We start from the raw sequence: 20,454 nt of genomic DNA on the forward strand, positions 1-20,454 counted from the left end.
AGTTATCCACACAAAAACCCCGCAGCAAAAAACTGCGGGGTTACTTATGATTTCTTTCAGCCAATCAACTCTTCATCTTCGCGGTGTTTAATCTGCCTGCTCGTACGCTCTTCTTCCTTATCACGCATACGGTGAGCAAGACGTGCGGAAGCGCTCGATGCGATGCTTGCGACCAGGTCATCTAAAAACGTGTGCACTTTGTCTTCACTTGTGTCCAATTCGTTAATAATACCATCTTTGGCTTTATCCAAATATCCAAATGTCGTAACGGCTATACTTCCGAACCCAAATACCGAACCAAGCGCCACCGTCTCGTCAATACCAAACAAGCCTTCATCCGTATCAACCAGTGACTGCAGAGGCTCAGACAACTGGTTATTTTCAGCCAGCTTGTCGATTTCCACGCCCACTAAGATAGCATGCTGAATTTCCCTTTTATACAATACAGCATCCACGCTTTCCAGGCAGTCATCCATCGTCAGATTTGGTGCGTATTTTGCCTGCATATTATATACGATATCTGCAATGTCCTGAAGGGAAACTCCGCGCTCCTCGAGCATATCCCTTGCTGCTTTTTCTACTTTTTCACTTGATACTTTTTCTTTAGTCATATTGCTGCCTCCTTTGTCGAGTGCAATCCGGAATACATAAAAGCCCTTAAAATTATGTTACAATAGCTATTGCAACAATAAGGGACTTCACTAATACTATTTCCCTATGAAAGGATTGTGAAACGTCATGGACGGTACCCAGCAGGATGTCACATTTCACAGCGAAATATTGGATCACTCATTTGATTTACGTATCTACACCCCGGATGGATTCACTCCTATGTCTACATATCATTTAATCATCGCCCAGGACGGTAAGGATTACTTCCGGCTCGGCCATTTAGTCCGCTACGCCGAGCAGGCCATGGATGAAGGAGCCCCCGACACGGTAATCGTAGGAGTTCCTTATCCTTCTGTACGTCAGCGCAGAAACTGGTACCATCCCGATGAAGAGGGCCATAATGATTATCTTCAATTTATGGCCTCAGAACTCCTTCCGTTTATGGAAAAAGAGTATCACACTGAGCCTTCACCTGAAGCGAGGACGCTGCTTGGCGATTCCCTCGGAGGTACAGTTTCTTTAATGGCTTCTCTTCGCTATCCTAACATTTTTCAGCGGGTTGTGATGCATTCACCGCTTGTTAACGAAACGGTATTCAATGCTCTGAAAAACTCAGAGGACTGGCCTTCCTTTACGTTGTACCATACCATTGGAACTGAAGAACAGGAAGTAGACACGACAGCTGGTACGGTCGAAGATTTTCTGAAACCGAACCGTGATTTGTATGAATATCTTTCTGTTAAAGCATCCCATTATTATTACAAAGAGCTCGAAGGCGGTCATTTATGGAAGGTATGGGAGCAGGACGTGCTTCATTCGCTTGCTTACATGTTTGATATCGAACTGGATTGAGAAAGGACTGCGTTTTATGATTGAAGTATATGAAGTAAGTAACAGACAGCAGCTCGAAGATGCCTTCCGGGTCCGTTTTGACGTTTTCGTCGAGGAACAGAATGTGCCCGAGGAAGAAGAAATTGATGAATTTGAAGAAGAAGCTGTCCATTTCGTCGTATATGACGGCGAACGGGCAATTGGAGCATCCCGGCTCCGGTTTGAAGAAGACTATGCTAAAGCGGAACGTGTATGTATTTATTCTTCCTTCCGCGGGACCGGAAGCGGCCGGCTGCTGATGCAGGCCATGGAATATAAAGCACTGGAAATGGAAAAGCCTGTCATGAAGCTCAATGCACAAAAATATGCTTCCGGGTTTTATCAATCCCTCGGGTACGAAGTCACGTCCGGTGAGTTTATGGATGCTGGCATCCCTCATGTAGAAATGAAAAAGTCGCTTAGCTGGTGAGCATCCCTGCTCACCTTTTTTTCGTTTTCGATCGTCGTACTTTCACCCTTTTTTCTCCCCGCTGCTTTCGTATCCATTTAATAAACCGCCAAATTTTTTCATCAGCCCGCAGCTGTTCAATAGTGTTCAGCCTTACGGCCAGCTCTTTGTTACTGTATAAAGCATGTATCTGCCGATGACAGGCTTTACACAGCCAGGCAGTTGCCCCGTGTGTCCCTCCTTCATCCTTTGGCACCAGATGGTGCACTGTGCGTTCGACTTCCTCCCGTCCACAAAGCTCGCACGTCCCCACCGATTTTCTCTGTTTCAATCACTTCTCCTCCTAGTCCGTAATAAAAAGAGAACTGCCGGAAGGCAGCTCTCTCAGGCAAGCGTATGAATGCGCCGCCCTTTTTTATTTTCTTCTTCTAAAATACGCTCATACCTTTTTTCGAGTGACCGATAGACGTCCTGCTGCTCACTCGAATATCTTTTCGGCTCTACGGGCTGCACCCGCTGAATACGGCGTACTCCCGGCTTCACCGGCGGCTGTTGGCGGTTGGCATAATTAACAGCCGATGCATTAATATATGGAACTACCAGTGCCATGCTCAGCCCCTCCTCCACTGTTTACAATGATGGATTGAAGAAAAAATGATCACTAGTATTCTTTACCCTTTTTTCCATATATTAAGCACCGGAAACGGTTATTTAATCATAATAATACCGTCTTCCTCTGCCCGAACCATTTTCCCACTTTCTACACTGACAGTATATTCTTTATCCAGATTGGTGAACACTACGGGTGTAGTTGTAGAAGCTGCTTCCTGACGGATTTTCTCAAGGTCAGCTTTAACTAGTACATCTCCCTGCTTCACCTTATCGTTTTCTGTCACAAAGACTTCGAAGCCTTCACCTTTCATATTAACCGTATCCAGACCGATATGAATGAGAATCTCTGTACCTTCATCGGTCTGCATCCCTACAGCGTGTTTCGTCGGGAACACTGTAGTAATAGTGCCGTCGGCAGGCGCATGAAAGATGCCTTCTTCCGGCACAATTGCAAATCCGTCTCCCATCATTTTTCCGGAAAACACTTCATCCTCCACTTCATCGATACGGATCAGCCGTCCGGAGGCTGGACTTGTAATGGACATGGCCTGGATATCTTCAGCAGAAGCAGTGTTCATTGCAGTAGCAGCCGTTTCTTTTTCTGCTATTGGTTCAGGCGTTTTTCCAGCAATAACGTCCTGCATCTGGGACTTAATCGCATCTGATTTAGGACCAAAAATCGCCTGAACGTTATTGCCGACTTCCATTACGCCGGAAGCACCCAGTGCTTTAAGCTGATCTTTATTCACTTTATCTTTTTCATTGACTGTGATCCGAAGTCTTGTAATGCAGGCGTCCAGGTGCTTTAAGTTTTCCTGGCCGCCAAACGCAGCAATGATTTCTCTTGGCAGTTCATCGTCAGAAGCTGCACCAGACATTCCAGCGGCTCCTTCTGTGGCTGCTTCACGCCCCGGAGTCATCAGGTTGAATTTTTGAATAGCAAACCGGAATCCGAAGTAATAAATTAACGCAAAGCATAGGCCCACCGGAATAACGAGCCACCATTCCGTCCGGTTTGGCACGATGCCGAAGAGCATAAAGTCGATAACGCCTCCGGAGAAGGTCATGCCAATTTTGACATCAAGCAGCTGCATAATCATAAAAGAAAATCCGGCAAAAATCGCGTGAATCGCAAACAAAAGCGGTGCTACAAACAAGAAGCTGAACTCAAGCGGCTCGGTAATACCTGTCAGAAATGAAGTTAATGCCGCTGAACCCATAATACCTGCGACCATCTTTTTATTTTCCGGACGGGCGCAATGGTAAATTGCGAGAGCCGCAGCCGGTAGACCGAACATCATGAATGGGAATTTCCCTGTCATGAACGTTCCGGCAGTAAAAGGCACTCCGTCTTTCATCTGTTCAAAGAAAATCCGCTGATCTCCATTGATCGTTTCTCCTGCATCGTTCACATAGCTTCCAAATTCGAACCAGAACGGGGAATAGAAAATGTGATGCAGGCCGAATGGTACGAGTGAACGTTCCATTACGCCGAAAATAAATGCGGAAAGCGTTTGGTTTGATTCTGTCACATAGAGCGACAGGGAATTCAATCCGCTCTGAATCGGGGGCCATGCCAGGGTCAAAGCAGCACCGATAACCAGACCGCCCACAGCGGTAGCAATCGGTACAAATCTTTTCCCTGCGAAAAATCCTAAGTAGGTTGGCAGATTAATATTATAAAAGCGCTGGTACATCACTGCTCCTAATATACCGGCAATTATTCCCCCAAACACCCCTGTCTGAAGTGTGGGAATACCAAGCACTGACGCGTAGCCCGGCTCTTCAAGCATATCTGTATTAACACTTAATAGCACGCTCATCGTAACGTTTATAATCATAAACCCGATCAGTGCTGCAAGAGCTGCTACTCCGTCTCCTGCCAGACCGAGTGCTACACCGACTGCAAATAATACCGCTAAATTATCAAATACTACCCCACCGGCTTCCGACATCAGCTCGGCAATTAATTCTGCTGGAGCAGAAGTCAGAAATGGCAGCAATTCGATCATTTGCTCTTCCTGCATGGCGGTACCGATAGCAAGAAGCAGACCGGCCGCTGGAAGAAGGGCAACCGGAAGCATCAGGGCGCGCCCGATACGTTGAAGTACTCCAAATGACTGTTTCCACATATGTATCTCTCCTAATTATTTTTTGGAAGACTCATCACTGACCACAGGTCTCAGTGCATAAAAAAAGGCATGAGAGATACACTAATCGCGAGGTCACAAAGAGAAAAGAAGCTGGGTCTTCTCCCTTTGGTTCAAACGCGATCAGCATTCTCTCATGCCTGCTTTACCAGTAACACGGAACACTAGATCAATTATTTCGTTTCGATGAAAGCCTTTGCAGATGAATGGTTAAATAAACGGCTTCGCCTTCTGGTATCGTCGTCTGCAAAGCACGCTGCATCGTTCGTATGAGCTTCCAGGACAAATTATAGCAGAAGGGGTACTCTGCCTGCAACATTTTTTTTAATGGCTCAGACGCCTCTTCGAACTCACCGTTTCTTACCCTTGCGACAGCCTGCTGCAGATGACGGAACAGCCGGCGGTGATCTAAATCTTCCGGTGACAGCTGAATATCGAGAGCCCGCTCCACCATTACTGTCATATCTTTTACAAGGCGCGTATAAGCGTTCACCTGGTCAAGCGGTGTTCTCGTTACTGCCCCGTGCAGGTGCAGGGCAATAAACCCTTTTTCCTCTTCTGGAAGCCGCACCCCTGTCCATTGTTCAATTTCATCAATGATCCATCCGGCCGCACGGTATTCTTTTTCATAAGCAAGCTGGGTTTCTTTTAAAAACGGGTTGCTGATTGTGAGACCTTTTTTTGTTCTCTCAAGTGCAAAGCTGAGGTGATCCGTTAACGCCACATGAATGTGTTCTTCGAACGTTTCCGCCCACTCTGCTTCAAGCACCTGCAGAATTTCTGTAATACAGGCGATAAACGTCTCATCGATGTGCTCGATTAACTGTCGGTACTGCGTCTGTTCATTTTCATTTTTCAATATGAAAAACTTTTCCGGTGTTCCAGCATCAATGAGGTCTCCCGGGCGCTTGGAAAAACCGATGCCCCGCCCGGTAAGAATAACTTCCCCGTAGTCCTCGTGTTCTGCAATCACAACGTTATTGTTTAACCCTTTAATTACTTTCATCTTTCACCACCATGTTCCTGCAGATCTGATTTACATGCCGTATGCGTGATAGCCTCCGTCGACATGGATAACTTCCCCTGTAATTCCACTCGACATTCCGCTCATCAGAAAGGCAGTGGTGTCCCCGACCTCTTTTTGGGTAACTGTACGCCGCAGAGGGGCATGCTCCTCCATCGCCTTGATAGTGTCGTTAAAACCGGAAACACCTTTAGCTGCCAACGTACGAATCGGACCGGCCGAGATTGCATTGACTCTAATGTCGTCTGCACCCAAATCGTTTGCCAAATAACGCGTACTTGCCTCCAGAGAAGCTTTCGCTACGCCCATGACGTTATAATTTTTCACGATCCGCTCTGCCCCAAGGTAGCTCATCGTAACAAAAGAGCCTCCTTCTGTCATTAAATCAAACTCTTTTACAGCCTTTGCAACTGCAGTGAAGGAATATGCACTGATTTCCTGGGCCAGTAAAAATCCTTCACGCGTAGCATTTAGGTATTCGCCCTCGAGCTCTTCTCTTTTCGCATAAGCCAGGGAATGAACGACGCCGTGAATGGTTCCCGCTTCTTCTTTAATTTTTGCAAAGCATTCGCGGATCTGCTCATCGTTGGTGACATCACACTGAACGACGAGTGGTTCTTTCTGATCCAGCGAATCCGCCAATTTTCTGACACTTTTTTCAGTGCGCTGCTGTCCGTATGTAAATACTAAATCAGCTCCTGCCTCTGCCAGGCTTTCCGCTGCTCCCCAGGCTATGCTTCTTTTATTGGCAACACCCATCACGACAAATGTTTTTCCTTCAAGTGATAATTGCATCGTTGTCTCTCCTTTAGATATGATTGTATCAATATCAAATAATTTCTTTACCTTTATATCATTGAACCGCCGGGCTGTCCAACAGCCGTTATATTTTTTCAGAAGGGAGAGGTCTGAGTGAACAGACACTTTGACTTTATCAGCGACATTCACGGCTGTGCGTACGAAATGACCGAAATGCTTTCAGTACTCGGCTATGATCATAATCAAAATTACATGCATCCCGGCGGCCGTCAGCTTGTAATCGTTGGCGACATCACAGACCGCGGGCCAAATTCTATAGATGTCATCCGTATAACAGAGCAAATGGTTAAAAGCGGAAACGCCCTGTATCTTCCTGGAAACCATTGTGACAAACTGTACCGCTGGTTTTTGGGGCGCCCGGTCCAGGTAGGTCACGGGCTTGAAAAAACCATCCAGGAGTGGGAAGCACTTCTCCCGGGTGAGCGGCAGGAGATAAAGCAGAAGTTTATGGACTTGTTTGAGCAGGCACCGCTGTACCAGCTGTTCGACAACGGAAACGCTCTTGCTTCCCATGGCGGCATGCAGGAAAGTCTGATCGGCCGAACGGACCGCAGAACCCGGAATGTAGTTTTGTACGGCCCGACAAAGCTAAACGCCAGGCGCGAACCTGAGCGTATAGACTGGGCTCCCGCTTACCGCGGCAGGCCTTTCATCATTTACGGCCACACCCCTGTATGGAAAGCCCGGCTCGTCGGCCGGACTTTAAATATTGATACAGGCTGTTCATTTGGAAACAAGCTTACCGCCTACCGTTACCCGGAACATGAATTCGTTGAGGTCCCTTCCACTCTGCCGCTGCAGCCGGATCACTTAAATACCTTCAGCCGATGAGCAGCCAGAAAATCATTAATATCTTCAGGGTGCGGAGCCGTAACGTTGATCATTGTTTCCTGTACCGGATGAAAGAAAGTCAGACGGCAGGCGTGCAGTGCCTGCCTGTTCAAGTATTCATTTCTATTTCCATACAGCGTATCACCGGCAAGTGGAAAACCGGACGCAGAAGCATGCACCCGGATCTGATGCGTCCGGCCGGTTTCCAGCCCAAACTTTAAGACTGTGTGTTCAGGCAGTATTTCAATCACCTCTGCGGTTGTCACAGCTCTTTTTCCGTCCGGTGCTGCCACCTGTTCCACCAGACTGGTTTTACTCGGGCGGATCGGAACATCTATACGCGTGAATACCCTCGGCCATCTGCCTTCAACGATCCCGATATACTCTTTCGCTCCGGCATTCATATGTTTTTCCATGCGGGAGTGGGCATATGCATGACGGGCAAAAGGAACGATACCGCTTGTTCCGCGGTCGAGCCTTGAAACAGGATGAATGGCAGACTGTATGCCCTTGTTTCGCAGATAACCAGCCAGTCTCCCTGCCAGTGATTCCTCTCCTGCTGCTCTTCCGGGAATGGTTGGCAGGCCCGCAGGCTTGTTGATTACTATAACGTCTTTGTCTTCATAGAGCACTTCCAGCTGCTCCTGGGACTCTTTAAAATGAGGAGGAACGGTTCCTGACGGGATGCTTATCTGCAGCTCATCCCCGGCGCTTAACTGGTCATTTCCCCGGCTTGCTTTCCCATTTATATACACGGGGAGTGTATCTACTTTTTTCCATACTCGCCGTGAGACATCTTTGTACTGGCTCAAAAATCTTTTTACTTCCAGGTTTTCTGCCCCGGCAGGCACGCTCCATGTAATTGTCCTCATCCTTTTATTCTCCGATAAACGATTCTTTCACGCGCTTCCAGAAAGGAAATGGACGGAAGCGGGCGAATCGCACTTTTTCTTCTGCCACCCGGTACTGAATGGACTCAATCCCCTGGTCGACAAGAGTGATATGGTCAATAGTAATCTGCATGTCCACATCGTTCACCGGGCGCAGAAGACAGGTATGGTGCTGCGGCAGAATTAAAGGCGAGCCGATCGTCCGGTAAACCCGGTTATTAATGCTTGCCATTTCGGATATTTGAATACTTGATAAGGAAGGGTGCAGAATCGCCCCGCCCAGAGATTTGTTATACGCCGTGCTTCCGGAAGGCGTGGAAATACATAGGCCGTCTCCGCGAAACGTCTCAAAATGGTCGCCTTTAATATCTACATTGCATACGAGAGACCCTTCGAGCGTTTTTACCATACATTCATTTAAGGCTAAGTACCGTTCGAACCTCGTATGTTCATTATAGCGGACAATTACTTCAAGCAACGGGTACTCCACTACCTGGAAGGGCGTTTTTGCAAGATGAATCACCAGCTTTTCTACTTCTTCCGGCTGCCAGTCTGCATAAAAACCGAGGTGGCCGGTATGTATACCTACAAAGCATACATCTTCAAGTGATTCATAATAATGATGGAACGCCTGCAGCAGCGTGCCGTCGCCCCCCACAGTGATCACAATATCAGGATGGACTTCGTCATGGATCAGGCCGAATTCATTCAGATAGGAAAGCAGTTTGTCCCTGATTTCGTTGGAGGTGTCGTCTCCGCGGGACGTAACGTTGTATCGCATGTTTTCATCGGTGGACGGGATACTCATGTATTTGGACCCTCACTTTCCCTATTTTGCATATAGATACGCTGCGCTTCCCGTACCTCGCCTTTTATTTTAGACATTTCTTCATCGAGCTGAAATGCAGCTTCTGCAGCGCGCTGCAGCCGGTGCTTAATATCCTCCGGAATTTCACCGCTGTACTTGTAGTTTAAAGAATGTTCAATAGTCGCCCAGAAATTCATCGCCATTGTCCGCACCTGAATTTCTGTAAGCACGTCTTTGCGGCCGTCAATCGTATGCACAGGATAGGAAACGACCATGTGAAAAGATCGGTAGCCACTCTCTTTTTTTTCCTTAATGTAATCCCGCTCCTCCAAAACCTCAAAATCCTGTCTTGTCCGCATCAAATCCACAATGGTATCAATGTCACCGACAAATTGGCAGACGATACGAATACCGGCAATGTCCTGCATTTTCGTGTCGATTTCATCGAGCGGAATATCTTTGCGCTGGGCTTTATCAAGAATGCTCGTTACCGGCTTGACCCTCCCGGTAACAAACTCAATCGGAGTGTGCTGTGAAGACATCTGGTACTGTTCTCTTAATCCTTTTAATTTCACCTTTATTTCCTCTACCGCCTGCATGTATGGCGAAAGAAATGTCTGCCAGTTACTCATGGTTTACCACCACTCATTTACATTATTATGAGGTTATACGTTGAATGCTTCTTCAAATGCAGATACCATTTCAGTACCGTAATTCCCGTTTCCAGGCACATTATCCATTAAATATTCAATTTCTTCATGAAAGTTTTCTAAATGCAGGGCACTTCCGCTTTTTACATAGACATGCTTTCCATTATCGTAAGCCTTTTTCAAAAGGGGCCATACTCTTTTTGGAATACGGAGCTGCACAAATTCGTCCTCCATATCCAGTACATAAACAAGCGTGAGAGCATCGGAATCTGCGAGCATCTGTCCGCCGTCGCTTAATTTCTGCCATTCTTTTTCCGGCCACTCTTCCACCGGATACATCATTAATGAGTCATTGTCTTCTTCGTAATGATTCACAGTCAATATATGCTGCATGTCATAATTCCTCCAAAACAGGGCAAGTATGCGTTTCTTATCTGTATCTAATTTTATCATAACTTATGTAAACAGACAGAGCGCAAACCATATGATAAGATAATGCATAGCGTTTTTCCAGTAATTCGGTATTAGAAAGGATGATTCTCCGTGGCGAAAGAACAGGAAATTGAAGCGAAGAACCTTTTGACGGAGCAGGAGTTTGCCTCTCTTACAGCTGACTTCGCGATTCAGGAAAATGATTTTTCTTCGCAAAAAAATACATATTTTGATACTGAAAGCTTCGACCTTCGTTCCCGCAAATCCGCTTTGCGTATACGCGAGCGGGGCGACTCATACACCCTGACATTGAAAGAGCCGGCTCCGGAAGGGCTCACTGAATGGAATCAGACTGTCACAGCACAGGAGGCTCAGGAGGCTATCACATCCGGGACACTGCCTGCCGGTGACGTCTCCGGACGTCTTCAGGCACTGATTGGTTCCGTGCGCGTTGAAAGTATAGGCACACTGACCACCTACCGGGCCTCCCAGACCTTTCGTACAGGAGAAATCTTTTTTGACCGGAGTCATTATTTAGGGATCACAGATTATGAGCTCGAAATAGAAGGACCGAGTGAAAAAGAGGTTTATGCCTGGATGAATGAACTGGCAGACAAACATCAATTTCCTCTCCGCAGCACACCGAACAAAATTGAACGACTTTTCCAACGCAGCCGGCAGCAGGATTAAAAACAGTAACATACGCACATTGTTCTTCATTTGAAATACTGGTATATTTTTCTTATCTGAATTTTATTAGTGGGGTGAATTTTTTTGACGATTTCTTCCTCTCTTTTCCCATCTTCAACCAATGCAGCTGCCGGAAGCAGCCAGCCGTCCGTTCCTTCGCAGACAGCTTCTGCTGCCGGCCGTTTCGGTTCTTTTTTATACGATTCTTTGAAATCAACCCAGGCTATCATGGCCGAACAGAACAGCAGCGGCTTCAGTCCGGTCTCTTCTTCGTTGTTCTTAAACCCGGTGAGCGCAAGCAGCTATTTCAGTCATTTGGGTGACGAAGCATCCAGGAATCCGGCTGAGCCTGCTGCAAAAGAAGTAAAAAAGGAAACCGCTGCTGCCTCTGAAAACCCCTCTTCATCTAAACAGGCTTCAGGCTCGGGCGTTGTGCAGACGATTGAGCGTTTATCGGAAAAATACGGGGTAGACAGTAAACTTGTCCGCGCACTGGTAAAGCAGGAATCCGGCTTTAATCCAAACGCTAAAAGCCATGCGGGCGCCATGGGGCTGATGCAGCTGATGCCGGGCACTGCTTCTATGCTGAAAGTAAAAGACCCGATGGACCCTGAACAAAACCTTGACGGAGGTATTCGCTATTTAAGAGACATGCTCGATAAATACAATGGCAATAAAACGCTGGCCCTTGCCGCTTATAACGCCGGCCCGGGTAATGTTGATAAATATGATGGTATTCCACCGTTTAAAGAAACCCAAAAATACGTACCAAATGTGCTTGCCAACTATCAGGATCTTGTATAGCCTGAAAAAACAATCCCGTCTTCGGGGTTGTTTTTTTGCCCCGGCAGCCATTTGCATTCAAAATATTTGCGGTTGCCGAGTCTCATTGCTAGAATAAAAACTGAAATATAATAATTGCGTTTGGCGCTATTGCTCTGTCTTTGTAAGCATAAACGTTAAAACGTTGTTCCGGAGGTTTACAATGACAGGTTTTAAATCCAGCTTTGATAAGCTTGGCGAAGAAAAACTTTCTGAACTTATCGATACGTTTTACAAGAAGGTTGGCGATCATCCGGATCTGGCTCCTATTTTTCCGGAGGACCTTACAGAAACTGCCCGTAAACAAAAGCAGTTTATGACACAATTTTTAGGTGGTCCGCCTTTATATACAGAAGAGCATGGCCATCCACGTCTGCGGGCCCGCCATCTCCCGTTTCCAATTACGGAAACACGAGCGAAAGCCTGGCTGTTATGCATGGATGAAGCAATGGAAGAAATCAAAATGGACAACGACGTTAGACAGGAAATGTTTCAGCGGCTTGTGGTGACAGCACAGCACATGATAAATACTACCGAAGAAAATTCATAACGAAAGGAGCGTGAACTGGTCATGGGCAACGAGCATTTTTCTTTTTGTGATGACAGTTCCGGTTCCTGCAGTCTGCCGCAGTCTACCGACACACATTTATCGAAAAAGCCGCTTGAATTATATATTTTTATGGATCCATTATGCCCGGAGTGCTGGGCATTTGAACCTGTATTAAAGAAGCTGCTCATTGAATACGGCCACTATTTCACGCCAAAGCTTCTGCTCACTTCAAACATTGAATGCTGGAGTGAAGAGACACAAAAGCCAGTGAAAGAAGAAATGAAAAAAGAAATGGCCCTGTTTTATGAGGAAGTGGCCACCCGGACCGGAATGCCGGCAGATGGAAGCGTGTGGCTGAAGCACTCTGCTCCTTCTGCCTACATTCCTGCACTAGCCATGAAAGCAGCGGAAATGCAGGGAAAGCAGCTGGCTTCGGTTTTTTTTCGGAATATCAGAGAGAATTTATTTCTGCATGGCCGGGACATCTCCACGGAACAAACGCTTGTCCAGATCGCGGAAGCGACCGGACTGGACATTGAAGAATTTCAGCGCGATATACATTCTGCCTGTACCCGGAAAGCCCTGAATTGTGATATCAGGACCTCCCGTGAAATGGAGGTCGATCAGGCGCCAACATTCGTTTTCTTTAACGATCATGTTGAGGATGGAGGACTGAAGGTTTCCGGGCTGTACCCCTACCAGGTTTACGAAGAAATCCTCTCCGACATGCTAGGACATGTGCCGGAGCCTTCTCACTCATTAACGCTTGAAAAGTTTCTCTCCCGCTATCCGCGAATTACGACGAAAGAAGTTTCTGTTGTATTCGACTGGAGTGAAAAAGAGGCTGAAAAGCAGCTGAAGCAGCTTCTGCTGATGAGAAAGATGAAGCATGTCCCACTAAAGAATGGGGCCTACTGGGAGTATGTACCTTCCTTTACCTGAAAAATAAAAATCCGCGGAGATGTAAAGCATCTCCGCGGATTTTTTTATTGAAGCAGCAGTTCTTCCAGTTCATTCAAGGTATCCTCAAACGACTTCATGGCCAGTTCAATCGGCTTGGAGGTAGTCATATCGACCCCTGCTTTTTTCAGAACCTCGATCGGATAATCCGAACTGCCGGATTTCAGAAACTGCAGGTAGCGCTCCACTGCAGGCTCCCCTTCCTCTGTGATCTGTTGGGACAAAGCAGCAGCAGCGCTGTAGCCGGTGGCATACTGATATACATAAAAGTTCATATAAAAATGAGGGATTCTTGCCCATTCCAGCGCAATATCATCATCGAGTGTCATATGAGGCCCGAAATACTGTTCATTCAACTCATAATAAAGAGCATTCAGCAGATCCGGAGTCAGTGCTTCCCCTGCTTCTGCCTTTTCATGAATTAACTGCTCAAACTCAGCAAACATTGTCTGACGGAAAACCGTGCCCCGGAAGCCTTCGAGGTACTGATTCAATAAATACGCTTTTTCTGTTTTGCTTGTCGTTTTTGCCAGTAAGTGACGGGTAAGCAGTGCTTCATTGACAGTAGAAGCTACCTCCGCCACGAAGATGGTGTAATCAGCATAAGGGTACGGCTGATTTTGATGAGTCAGATAGCTGTGCATTGAATGCCCGAGTTCATGGGCCAGCGTATACACATTGTTTATACTGTCCTGCCAGTTCATCAAAATGTATGGCATTGTTCCATATGCCCCGGAGGAATAGGCTCCACTCCGTTTCCCAACGTTTTCATAAACGTCCACCCAGCCTTTTTCAAATCCGCCGGCAATCGTTTCTGTATATTCTTTTCCCAGCGGCTGCAGTGCTTCGAGAACGGTTTCTTTTGCTTCCTCGTACGTCATTTTCATATCAATATCTTTAACAAGCGGGGTATACAGGTCATAGTTATGAATCTCATCAAGTTCAAGCACCTGCTTACGCAGCTTTACGTAACGGTGGAGCAGCGGCAGGTAATCATGAACGGTCGAAACAAGCTGGTCATAAACCTTTTCCGGAATATGATTATTGCTTAGCGCAGCTTCTCTGGCTGAACGGTACTTACGAATACTTGCATTAAACGTATTCTTTTTCACCTGTCCGCCAAGAGTGCTTGAAATGGTATTTTTAAACCTGCTGTATGTGCTATAGACAGCCTTAAAAGCTTCTTCCCGCACACGACGGTTGTCGCTTTCCAAAAAGTTAAGCAGACGCCCGTGGGTCACCTGGGCATCATTTCCGTTCTCATCCTTTATGGACGGAAACTCCAGATCAGCATTATTGAGCATGCCAAAAGTGTTGCCCGGCACAGCCATCACTTCAGAAGCCTGGGCGAGCAGTGCTTCTTCTGATTCTGTCAAAACATGCGGGCGTTCTTTGTTGATGGCGTCGAGTGCGTGTTCGTATAACCGGAGCTCCGGCTCTTCCTCATAAAATGCTTTAATTGTTTTTTCAGGAATGGTCAGGATTTCAGGAACGAGAAAAGCCGTTGCCTGTCCGAGCTGGCTGGCCAGTCTTCTTGCACGGTCCTCCATTCCCTGATACAGCGATTCGTTTGTATTCTGATCATAACGCATATGCGCATAAACAAATAAACGGCTGAACCGCTCTGTAATTTTATCCTGCTGCTGCAGGGCTTCATACAGCATATGCCCCGAATCTCCGAGGCGTCCTTTATATGACTCGATTGCCGGAATCATGCTTTGGATGTGTTTGAATTCTTCTTCCCATTCTTCATTGCTAGAAAAAATATCCTCTAAATTCCATTTATACTGTTCACTGATTTCTTCGCGTTTTGGTAGTTGTTCTACAGCAGATGAACTCAATGGAACGCACCTCCCTTTATCTTTCTCTCCTATTGTATCGAACTATTTCCAGTTGTTCCAATGAATCGTTTTTCTGCTTCAAGCTTTTTTGATATAAGCCGTAAATATTCCAGCGATGCTTTGATCCTGCGACCATCCCGTTTCCGCCGACGCTTCAGGCAGCAGATCTTTCTTCAAATACCAGTGCCCGTGATGAAAATAAACCGTCTTCAGGACCTTCAGCCACTGCAAAAAATGCCAGACTGCCTGACGCAGGTAAACCTCTGCACGCAGACCAGAACGTATTAACGGAGCAATCAGTGGATCTTTTTGCACTAAAATTAAAATATTGTTTAATGTATCACTTTTTTGGCGAATAATCCGGTAAAACAGCAGGGTCTGCCACAAGAGCGGCGGTCCGCGGAAAACGTAACAATACGGCGTCGGCCAGCCCAGGTCCGCAGGATGCCTACTAATATGAGAGAGGTGCCGGGTATATATCTCCAGGCTGTCCCAATACTTTTCGCACCCGGAAAATTGATAAGACGAAAAGCGCCAACTATTTTTATGCGCCAGTATTTTATCAATAAAACTGAATGACAGCTGTGCAGGGGCGAAAAAATAATCCAGCTTTATGTCGGCTACCGGCAATCTTAAGGCATGGGCTACGATACGCTTGGGCGAAGCTTCAAATAATGGCTGCAAGATTAAAAGCTCCCGGGAGGATGGCATCAGCACAGGTACTGCATTAAAATATCCGGAGAATATGGAAGACCACACCGCTTCATTCCAAAACCAGCGCCCGGCATTTTTTCGTTGCACTAATTTCGGAGCAAAAAACCAAAGTGGAAGGATTCCTTTTTCTGTATATGTTCGGCTTCTCGTCAAAAGCTGCGGGGAATCAATCGCACTCCTCTGTATCTCTAGAGCTACGTTTCGCCCTCTCCACTGAACGAATACGTCTGCCCTTCTTCCTTCCTCAGGTAACTGCTTCTCAATAACGGGAGAAAGATTCTGTTTTTTAAGCCAACTGGCGAGCAGAGCTTTCCCTTCAGTATGCTCTTCGGATTCTCCACCAAGCAGGCGGCAGTCTGCACGCCGGGAGTGAACAAAATGAGGACGGGTATTTGATTTGTTACGCAGATGCACTTCGTACCCGCAGTCCGGGCAATAGTAAGGGGGATAAATAGTGGGATCCAGGCTTGAAACCGCCCGGCCGTTCGCAATGAGGGCATTAAACATGAGTATCAGCCTTTCCAGGAGGGGGTGTAATACGGGGATTTTTTATAAAATAAAAAGGCTAGCGTCACACGCCAGCCTTTTAGAGATACACACACTTATGAGAAGTTTTCATTGAAGGTTTGAAGACCATATTCAGATGCAATTGTCGTACCGTACTCACGTATACGGAAAATGGACAGGTCAGATTCATTTCCGTACTCCAGCACATGACTTACCATGTTGTCCTGTTCATCCTCTGTATAACGCTGATCAAATACTAAATAAAGATAATACCGATTTTCAAAGAAGTATACTTCGTTGTGGACATCCGATACATGGAAGGCCTTACTCAAACTGATTAAGTCTTCCATATCCTGGAAGGAAATAACAATTTCCAGGTCTTCCGACTCAAGTGAGCCATTTCTGTCTGATTTGGACGAACGGTATTGTTCATCAAGCATATCCACAATGTTATCGTCCACCGGAGGTTCCTCTTTGTTTTCTGATACCGGAATTTCCAGTTTCACATTTCCATCGGTAACCTGTCCTCTGGTAACTACGATTTCCATGCCCTGATCGAGTGCCTGTACCTGAATCCATAAAGGTCCTTCTATTTCAAAGTTTTCTAAGTCGTGAGCTTCGTTGATCATATCAAAGAATAATTCTTCTCCACGTTCACGGTTATACCAAATCTCATCCCGGTCGAAACCACGGTCTTCGATATCCGTGTACGTAATGTAAAACTTCACTGTCGACTCGTTGATTCTTTCGATTTCCACTATTTTTCTCCCTCCTCAAGCTAGGGTCGGTCTTCTACTTACTATGAAATACTATACCCTAACAATAACATATAGTAATCCTTTTAATCATAGCACCGTACAGGACCCTTTGTGAGTTGTGCTCATCCCAGGATGCAACGTTCGTTGAGGGAGCGGAGCATCAATAATTTAACACTGGTTTGGTTTTATATTTTCAGATAAAATCACACTCATGTCAAGGAAAGAAACTCATTTTAGCAAAACAAAGCATAATTATAAAAAGAAGAAAAATCCCGACCGGCGCCGAAATTTTTCTTTCTTTTTAGTTTACCATTTTTTGCGCTTCCATCAAGTTAAAAGTACGAACTTTTCTTGGGAGAAAACGACGAATTTCAGCTTCATTATAGCCTACCTGTAAACGTTTATCATCATAAATGATCGGCCGTCTTAATAGACCGGGATGTTCGCTGATTAATTGGAACAGACGCTGCAGTGGAAGGTTCTCCATTTCCACGTCTAATTCCTGAAACACCTTCGAACGACGGGAAACGATTTCATCAGTGCCGTCCTCCGTCAGACGGACGATTTCTTTTACTTCATCCACTGTTAATGGTTCCGCAAAAATATTTCTTTCATTATAAGCAATCTCATGTTCGTCCAACCATGCTTTCGCTTTCCGACAGGATGTACAACTTGGAGATGTAAGCAATGTCACCATGTTAACAAATCTCTCCTTCCCCGACTATGGGAGTAAAATGGGCGAAAACAACGTATAATATTCTCTACTTTTAGTCACAAGATTATTATACAATAATTATTCTAATTTGAAAAGAGGTTTTAACTGGTTTGTGAATGGTTATACTTTTAAACTTTAATTCAACAATACTTTATTTATTCCTCTTCATCATGGTTTTGAAACTTTCTGAGCGCACAATTTGTTAACGTTTTGTGACAATTCATTTAAACTGTTCACTTTTTACATTAAATGAACGATTCTCAATTACCTGCTTTGTTTTTCAACAACTCATATAATTGTTTCCGCCCTTATTATGTATACGTTAGAAAATGGCTGGAGGTTCACCCTCCAGCCAAATTTCTTTAATTTTTTTCGTTATTGTACTGCATATAAACAACGTGAGTGGCTAAAAAGTCTTCCACTCCGTGCTTGCCATCGGCGCCGCCAAGTCCGGATTTCCGGAAACCGGCGTGATAGCCCTGCACAGCTTCGAAATTCTCCCGATTAACGTACGTTTCGCCAAAGCGCAGTTCGTTTACCACTCTCATAATTTCGTTCATATCTTCACTGTAAACGGAGGAAGAAAGACCGAATACGGTATCGTTGCCTTTCTCTATTGCTTCATCAAGCGTTTGGAACGTATCGATAGGAATAACCGGACCAAATATTTCTTCCTGCATAATTTCCATCTCATGCCGGGCGTTGCTGATTACTGTTGGTTTGTAAAAATAACCATTATTCTGATCGCCTGGTTCACCGCCAGCTACTACCTTCGCTCCGTCTTTTTTAGCATTTTCCACCATCGCATGCACTTCATCGAGGCGGTCTTTGCTTACAAGAGGGCCAACGTCAGCATTTTTGGATGCGCGCGGATCGCCCATTGTTTTTTGTTCAAATGCTTCCTGCAGTCGTTTGGTGAATTCTTCAGCAATACTTTCATGCACATACACCCGCTCTGCGTTCGTACAGGCCTGGCCATTATTGGCAAGTCTGGAGGTTGTAATATGCTTCACCGCAGTATCAATATCTGCGTTCGCTGTTACAATAGCCGGTGCTTTTCCGCCGAGTTCGAGATTAACTTTTGTAATGTTCTGCGCCGCAGCTTCCATAACTTTTGTTCCCGCAGTTACGCTGCCAGTCATTGTTACCATATCTACATCTTCATGCGAAGCCAGAGCGTTTCCTATTTCTGAACCTGTACCTGTAATCAGGTTATAAACCCCTTTTGGTACTTCATCCATTTCATCGATGAGCTTTGTGAATTCAACAGCTGTATTTGGTGTCTGCTGGCTTGGCTTCAGCACAATCGTACAGCCGGTGACAAGAGCTGTTGCTACTTTTCTGGCCAGGATAAACACGGGAAAATTCCATGGCACAATACCGCCTACAACGCCAATAGGTTTTTTGTAAATGAAAATATTCTCATTTTCCCGGTCACTTGGCAGAATTTCTCCTTCTATTCTTCTTGCCCATTCGGACATGTAGCGGAAATAGTCAATGGCAAGATCCACTTCACCGCTCGCCAATCCGTAATCTTTTCCCTGCTCTTCCTGAAGAAGGTCAATAAACCGGTCTTTGTTTTCTTCAATTTTATCTCCGAGGGCACGGACGATTTTTCCGCGTTCGATATTTGGTGTCAGCTCCCACCCTTTTTGAGCAGCAGAGGCGGCAGCAACAGCTTTATCCACGTCCTCTTTTGTCGCTTTTACCGTTCGTGAAATAGTTTCTTCCGTTGCCGGATTTTCAATTTCAATATATTCATCACTAGAAGCGTTTACGTATTCTCCGTTAATGTACAATTGATGTGTCTGCATCAGGAACCCTCCAATTTTTCTTCACAGGTTAGAGTGTTCCACCTTAATTTAACTTTTAAACCTTCCAGCATAAAAAAGCGCAGCCCGTCTGAACTGCGCATGGAATGTATTAAGCGGAGTGTCTTGAAGGAGTCGGAACGCCCTTTTCGGGCGATTTTTCTTTATTCAGGCCCTTGAGGTTCTTTTTAAGCATGTCCCGGAGTACTTCTCTTTTCATTTTCCTGCGTTTTTTTGCAACTGCGTTTTTCATAACCTCTTCGCCCTCCTTTCTAAGCGTTCTTCAATTCGTCTTTGTCATCATACGTAAGAACTTCCGTAACGTCCTGATAGGCTTTTCCGTAGATCTCTTCATCTTTATACGTATGAATGTTTTTGTACGTATGCTTCATTTTTTCATAGATAACTTCTTCCGACGCATCGTCCGGCGACCAATATAAAATTTCGAGCGTATTCACTTCATTGGTTGCCAGAGAGATTCTGCTGTAGCCAATGGATTTCGCCTGACGAAAGCCGGCTCTTTCATAAAAACGGAACCGTTTTGTCGTATCACTCTCTTCATAATCGAGAGGCTCCACTTCCAGAATAATCGGTTTATTCTTACTTTTCAGGCTATCAAGTAATTTCTGACCGAGTCCTTCCCCTCTTGCTTCTTTCGATACCAACAAATAATCGATAAAAACAAATTCCTCTGTCTCCACATACATCATAACATGAAGAGGTCCTTCATCTTTATGGTAAATATCACCTTTTTCATCCAGCAGCACTTCCATGTGTTTTTTCGATTTCATTTCTTCAACTGGAAAGTATTGGTTCAATTTTTCGTACCAGTTTAGTTTAGACATAATGACCCCCAAATTTGTGTTACATATATTATAACGCGAAATTCTGTATATAGTAAGTGCCTTCAGTACTTATTTAAGACGCTTAAGCGCGCTCTTTACGGGATATTGACTTCCCGGAGGGTTGTGGTTGCATT

At 45.5% G+C, this 20,454-nt stretch carries 23 protein-coding genes; 7 read left to right on the plus strand and 16 right to left on the minus strand.

What is annotated here, in order from left to right:
• Window positions 1-56: 56 nt before the first annotated feature.
• Complete coding sequence (locus ACTRXF_RS11380; RefSeq protein ID WP_022795240.1) at window positions 57-611, minus strand: phosphatidylglycerophosphatase A family protein; 555 nt, start codon at window positions 609-611, stop codon at window positions 57-59.
• 127 nt (window positions 612-738) lie between these two features.
• Here ACTRXF_RS11380 and ACTRXF_RS11385 point away from each other — a divergent pair, with 127 nt between their 5' ends.
• Window positions 739-1,464, plus strand: a complete 726-nt coding sequence (locus ACTRXF_RS11385) for an alpha/beta hydrolase (RefSeq protein ID WP_474279163.1) — start codon at window positions 739-741, stop codon at window positions 1,462-1,464.
• Between the two features lie 19 nt (window positions 1,465-1,483).
• Window positions 1,484-1,912, plus strand: a complete 429-nt coding sequence (locus tag ACTRXF_RS11390) for a GNAT family N-acetyltransferase (RefSeq protein WP_474262076.1) — start codon at window positions 1,484-1,486, stop codon at window positions 1,910-1,912.
• 10 nt (window positions 1,913-1,922) lie between these two features.
• Here ACTRXF_RS11390 and ACTRXF_RS11395 read toward each other — a convergent pair whose 3' ends face one another.
• The 5 genes from ACTRXF_RS11395 to fabI form a co-directional block, all read right to left on the minus strand.
• Window positions 1,923-2,222, minus strand: a complete 300-nt coding sequence (locus ACTRXF_RS11395) for an HNH endonuclease (protein WP_474262058.1) — start codon at window positions 2,220-2,222, stop codon at window positions 1,923-1,925.
• Window positions 2,223-2,275: 53 nt separating this feature from the next.
• Complete coding sequence (locus tag ACTRXF_RS11400; protein WP_474262057.1) at window positions 2,276-2,500, minus strand: hypothetical protein; 225 nt, start codon at window positions 2,498-2,500, stop codon at window positions 2,276-2,278.
• A gap of 98 nt (window positions 2,501-2,598) precedes the next feature.
• On the minus strand, window positions 2,599-4,635 hold the full coding sequence (ptsG, locus tag ACTRXF_RS11405) for a glucose-specific PTS transporter subunit IIBC (RefSeq protein ID WP_474279165.1): 2,037 nt from the start codon (window positions 4,633-4,635) through the stop codon (window positions 2,599-2,601).
• 187 nt (window positions 4,636-4,822) lie between these two features.
• Window positions 4,823-5,659, minus strand: coding sequence for a glucose PTS transporter transcription antiterminator GlcT (gene glcT / locus ACTRXF_RS11410; protein WP_474279167.1), 837 nt, complete (start codon window positions 5,657-5,659; stop codon window positions 4,823-4,825).
• Between the two features lie 30 nt (window positions 5,660-5,689).
• Window positions 5,690-6,472, minus strand: a complete 783-nt coding sequence (gene fabI / locus ACTRXF_RS11415; protein WP_474279169.1) for an enoyl-ACP reductase FabI — start codon at window positions 6,470-6,472, stop codon at window positions 5,690-5,692.
• Window positions 6,473-6,589: 117 nt separating this feature from the next.
• Here fabI and prpE point away from each other — a divergent pair, with 117 nt between their 5' ends.
• Window positions 6,590-7,327 (plus strand): bis(5'-nucleosyl)-tetraphosphatase PrpE, encoded by a 738-nt coding sequence (gene prpE, locus ACTRXF_RS11420; protein ID WP_474262052.1) that lies wholly within the window; start codon window positions 6,590-6,592, stop codon window positions 7,325-7,327.
• Here the strand turns inward: prpE and ACTRXF_RS11425 are convergent.
• Genes ACTRXF_RS11425 through ACTRXF_RS11440 form a run of 4 tightly spaced genes read right to left on the minus strand, consistent with a single transcriptional unit; the run spans window position 7,303 to window position 10,068 of the window.
• Window positions 7,303-8,199 (minus strand): RluA family pseudouridine synthase, encoded by an 897-nt coding sequence (locus ACTRXF_RS11425; protein WP_474279171.1) that lies wholly within the window; start codon window positions 8,197-8,199, stop codon window positions 7,303-7,305. The genes prpE and ACTRXF_RS11425 overlap by 25 nt on opposite strands.
• A 4-nt stretch (window positions 8,200-8,203) precedes the next feature.
• Window positions 8,204-8,998: an NAD kinase gene (locus ACTRXF_RS11430; protein ID WP_474279246.1), complete on the minus strand. Its 795-nt coding sequence runs from the start codon at window positions 8,996-8,998 to the stop codon at window positions 8,204-8,206.
• A 23-nt stretch (window positions 8,999-9,021) separates the two neighbouring features.
• Window positions 9,022-9,657 carry a GTP diphosphokinase gene (yjbM, locus tag ACTRXF_RS11435; RefSeq protein WP_474262050.1) on the minus strand — a complete coding sequence of 212 codons (636 nt, stop codon included), beginning with the start codon at window positions 9,655-9,657 and terminating at the stop codon, window positions 9,022-9,024.
• 33 nt (window positions 9,658-9,690) lie between these two features.
• Complete coding sequence (locus ACTRXF_RS11440) at window positions 9,691-10,068, minus strand: UPF0738 family protein (RefSeq protein WP_474262049.1); 378 nt, start codon at window positions 10,066-10,068, stop codon at window positions 9,691-9,693.
• Window positions 10,069-10,218: 150 nt separating this feature from the next.
• Between ACTRXF_RS11440 and ACTRXF_RS11445 the strand changes: the two genes are divergently transcribed.
• From ACTRXF_RS11445 to ACTRXF_RS11460, 4 genes are all read left to right on the plus strand, one after another.
• Window positions 10,219-10,797, plus strand: a complete 579-nt coding sequence (locus ACTRXF_RS11445; RefSeq protein ID WP_474279173.1) for a CYTH domain-containing protein — start codon at window positions 10,219-10,221, stop codon at window positions 10,795-10,797.
• 84 nt (window positions 10,798-10,881) lie between these two features.
• Window positions 10,882-11,601, plus strand: coding sequence for a lytic transglycosylase domain-containing protein (locus tag ACTRXF_RS11450; protein WP_474279175.1), 720 nt, complete (start codon window positions 10,882-10,884; stop codon window positions 11,599-11,601).
• Between the two features lie 181 nt (window positions 11,602-11,782).
• On the plus strand, window positions 11,783-12,169 hold the full coding sequence (locus tag ACTRXF_RS11455; protein ID WP_474279177.1) for a globin domain-containing protein: 387 nt from the start codon (window positions 11,783-11,785) through the stop codon (window positions 12,167-12,169).
• A 21-nt stretch (window positions 12,170-12,190) separates the two neighbouring features.
• Window positions 12,191-13,111 carry a ClpXP adapter SpxH family protein gene (locus ACTRXF_RS11460; protein ID WP_474262045.1) on the plus strand — a complete coding sequence of 307 codons (921 nt, stop codon included), beginning with the start codon at window positions 12,191-12,193 and terminating at the stop codon, window positions 13,109-13,111.
• Between the two features lie 44 nt (window positions 13,112-13,155).
• Here the strand turns inward: ACTRXF_RS11460 and pepF are convergent, their stop codons facing one another.
• The 6 genes from pepF to ACTRXF_RS11490 form a co-directional block, all read right to left on the minus strand.
• Window positions 13,156-14,970: an oligoendopeptidase F gene (pepF, locus tag ACTRXF_RS11465; protein WP_474279179.1), complete on the minus strand. Its 1,815-nt coding sequence runs from the start codon at window positions 14,968-14,970 to the stop codon at window positions 13,156-13,158.
• 78 nt (window positions 14,971-15,048) lie between these two features.
• The gene (locus tag ACTRXF_RS11470) at window positions 15,049-16,191 is read right to left on the minus strand and encodes a competence protein CoiA (RefSeq protein ID WP_474279181.1); all 1,143 of its coding nucleotides are present in this window, start codon (window positions 16,189-16,191) and stop codon (window positions 15,049-15,051) included.
• 95 nt (window positions 16,192-16,286) lie between these two features.
• Entirely contained in the window at window positions 16,287-16,949 is a 663-nt protein-coding gene (gene mecA, locus ACTRXF_RS11475) for an adaptor protein MecA (protein WP_322526415.1), read from the minus strand.
• 301 nt (window positions 16,950-17,250) lie between these two features.
• Window positions 17,251-17,646, minus strand: a complete 396-nt coding sequence (gene spxA, locus ACTRXF_RS11480; RefSeq protein WP_022795164.1) for a transcriptional regulator SpxA — start codon at window positions 17,644-17,646, stop codon at window positions 17,251-17,253.
• A gap of 380 nt (window positions 17,647-18,026) precedes the next feature.
• On the minus strand, window positions 18,027-19,478 hold the full coding sequence (gene aldA, locus ACTRXF_RS11485; RefSeq protein WP_474279183.1) for an aldehyde dehydrogenase: 1,452 nt from the start codon (window positions 19,476-19,478) through the stop codon (window positions 18,027-18,029).
• Between the two features lie 269 nt (window positions 19,479-19,747).
• On the minus strand, window positions 19,748-20,320 hold the full coding sequence (locus tag ACTRXF_RS11490) for a GNAT family N-acetyltransferase (protein ID WP_091614512.1): 573 nt from the start codon (window positions 20,318-20,320) through the stop codon (window positions 19,748-19,750).
• Between the last annotated feature and the right edge of the window lie 134 nt (window positions 20,321-20,454).

The organism is Marinococcus sp. LNHM3E3-2.2, from assembly GCF_056034385.1.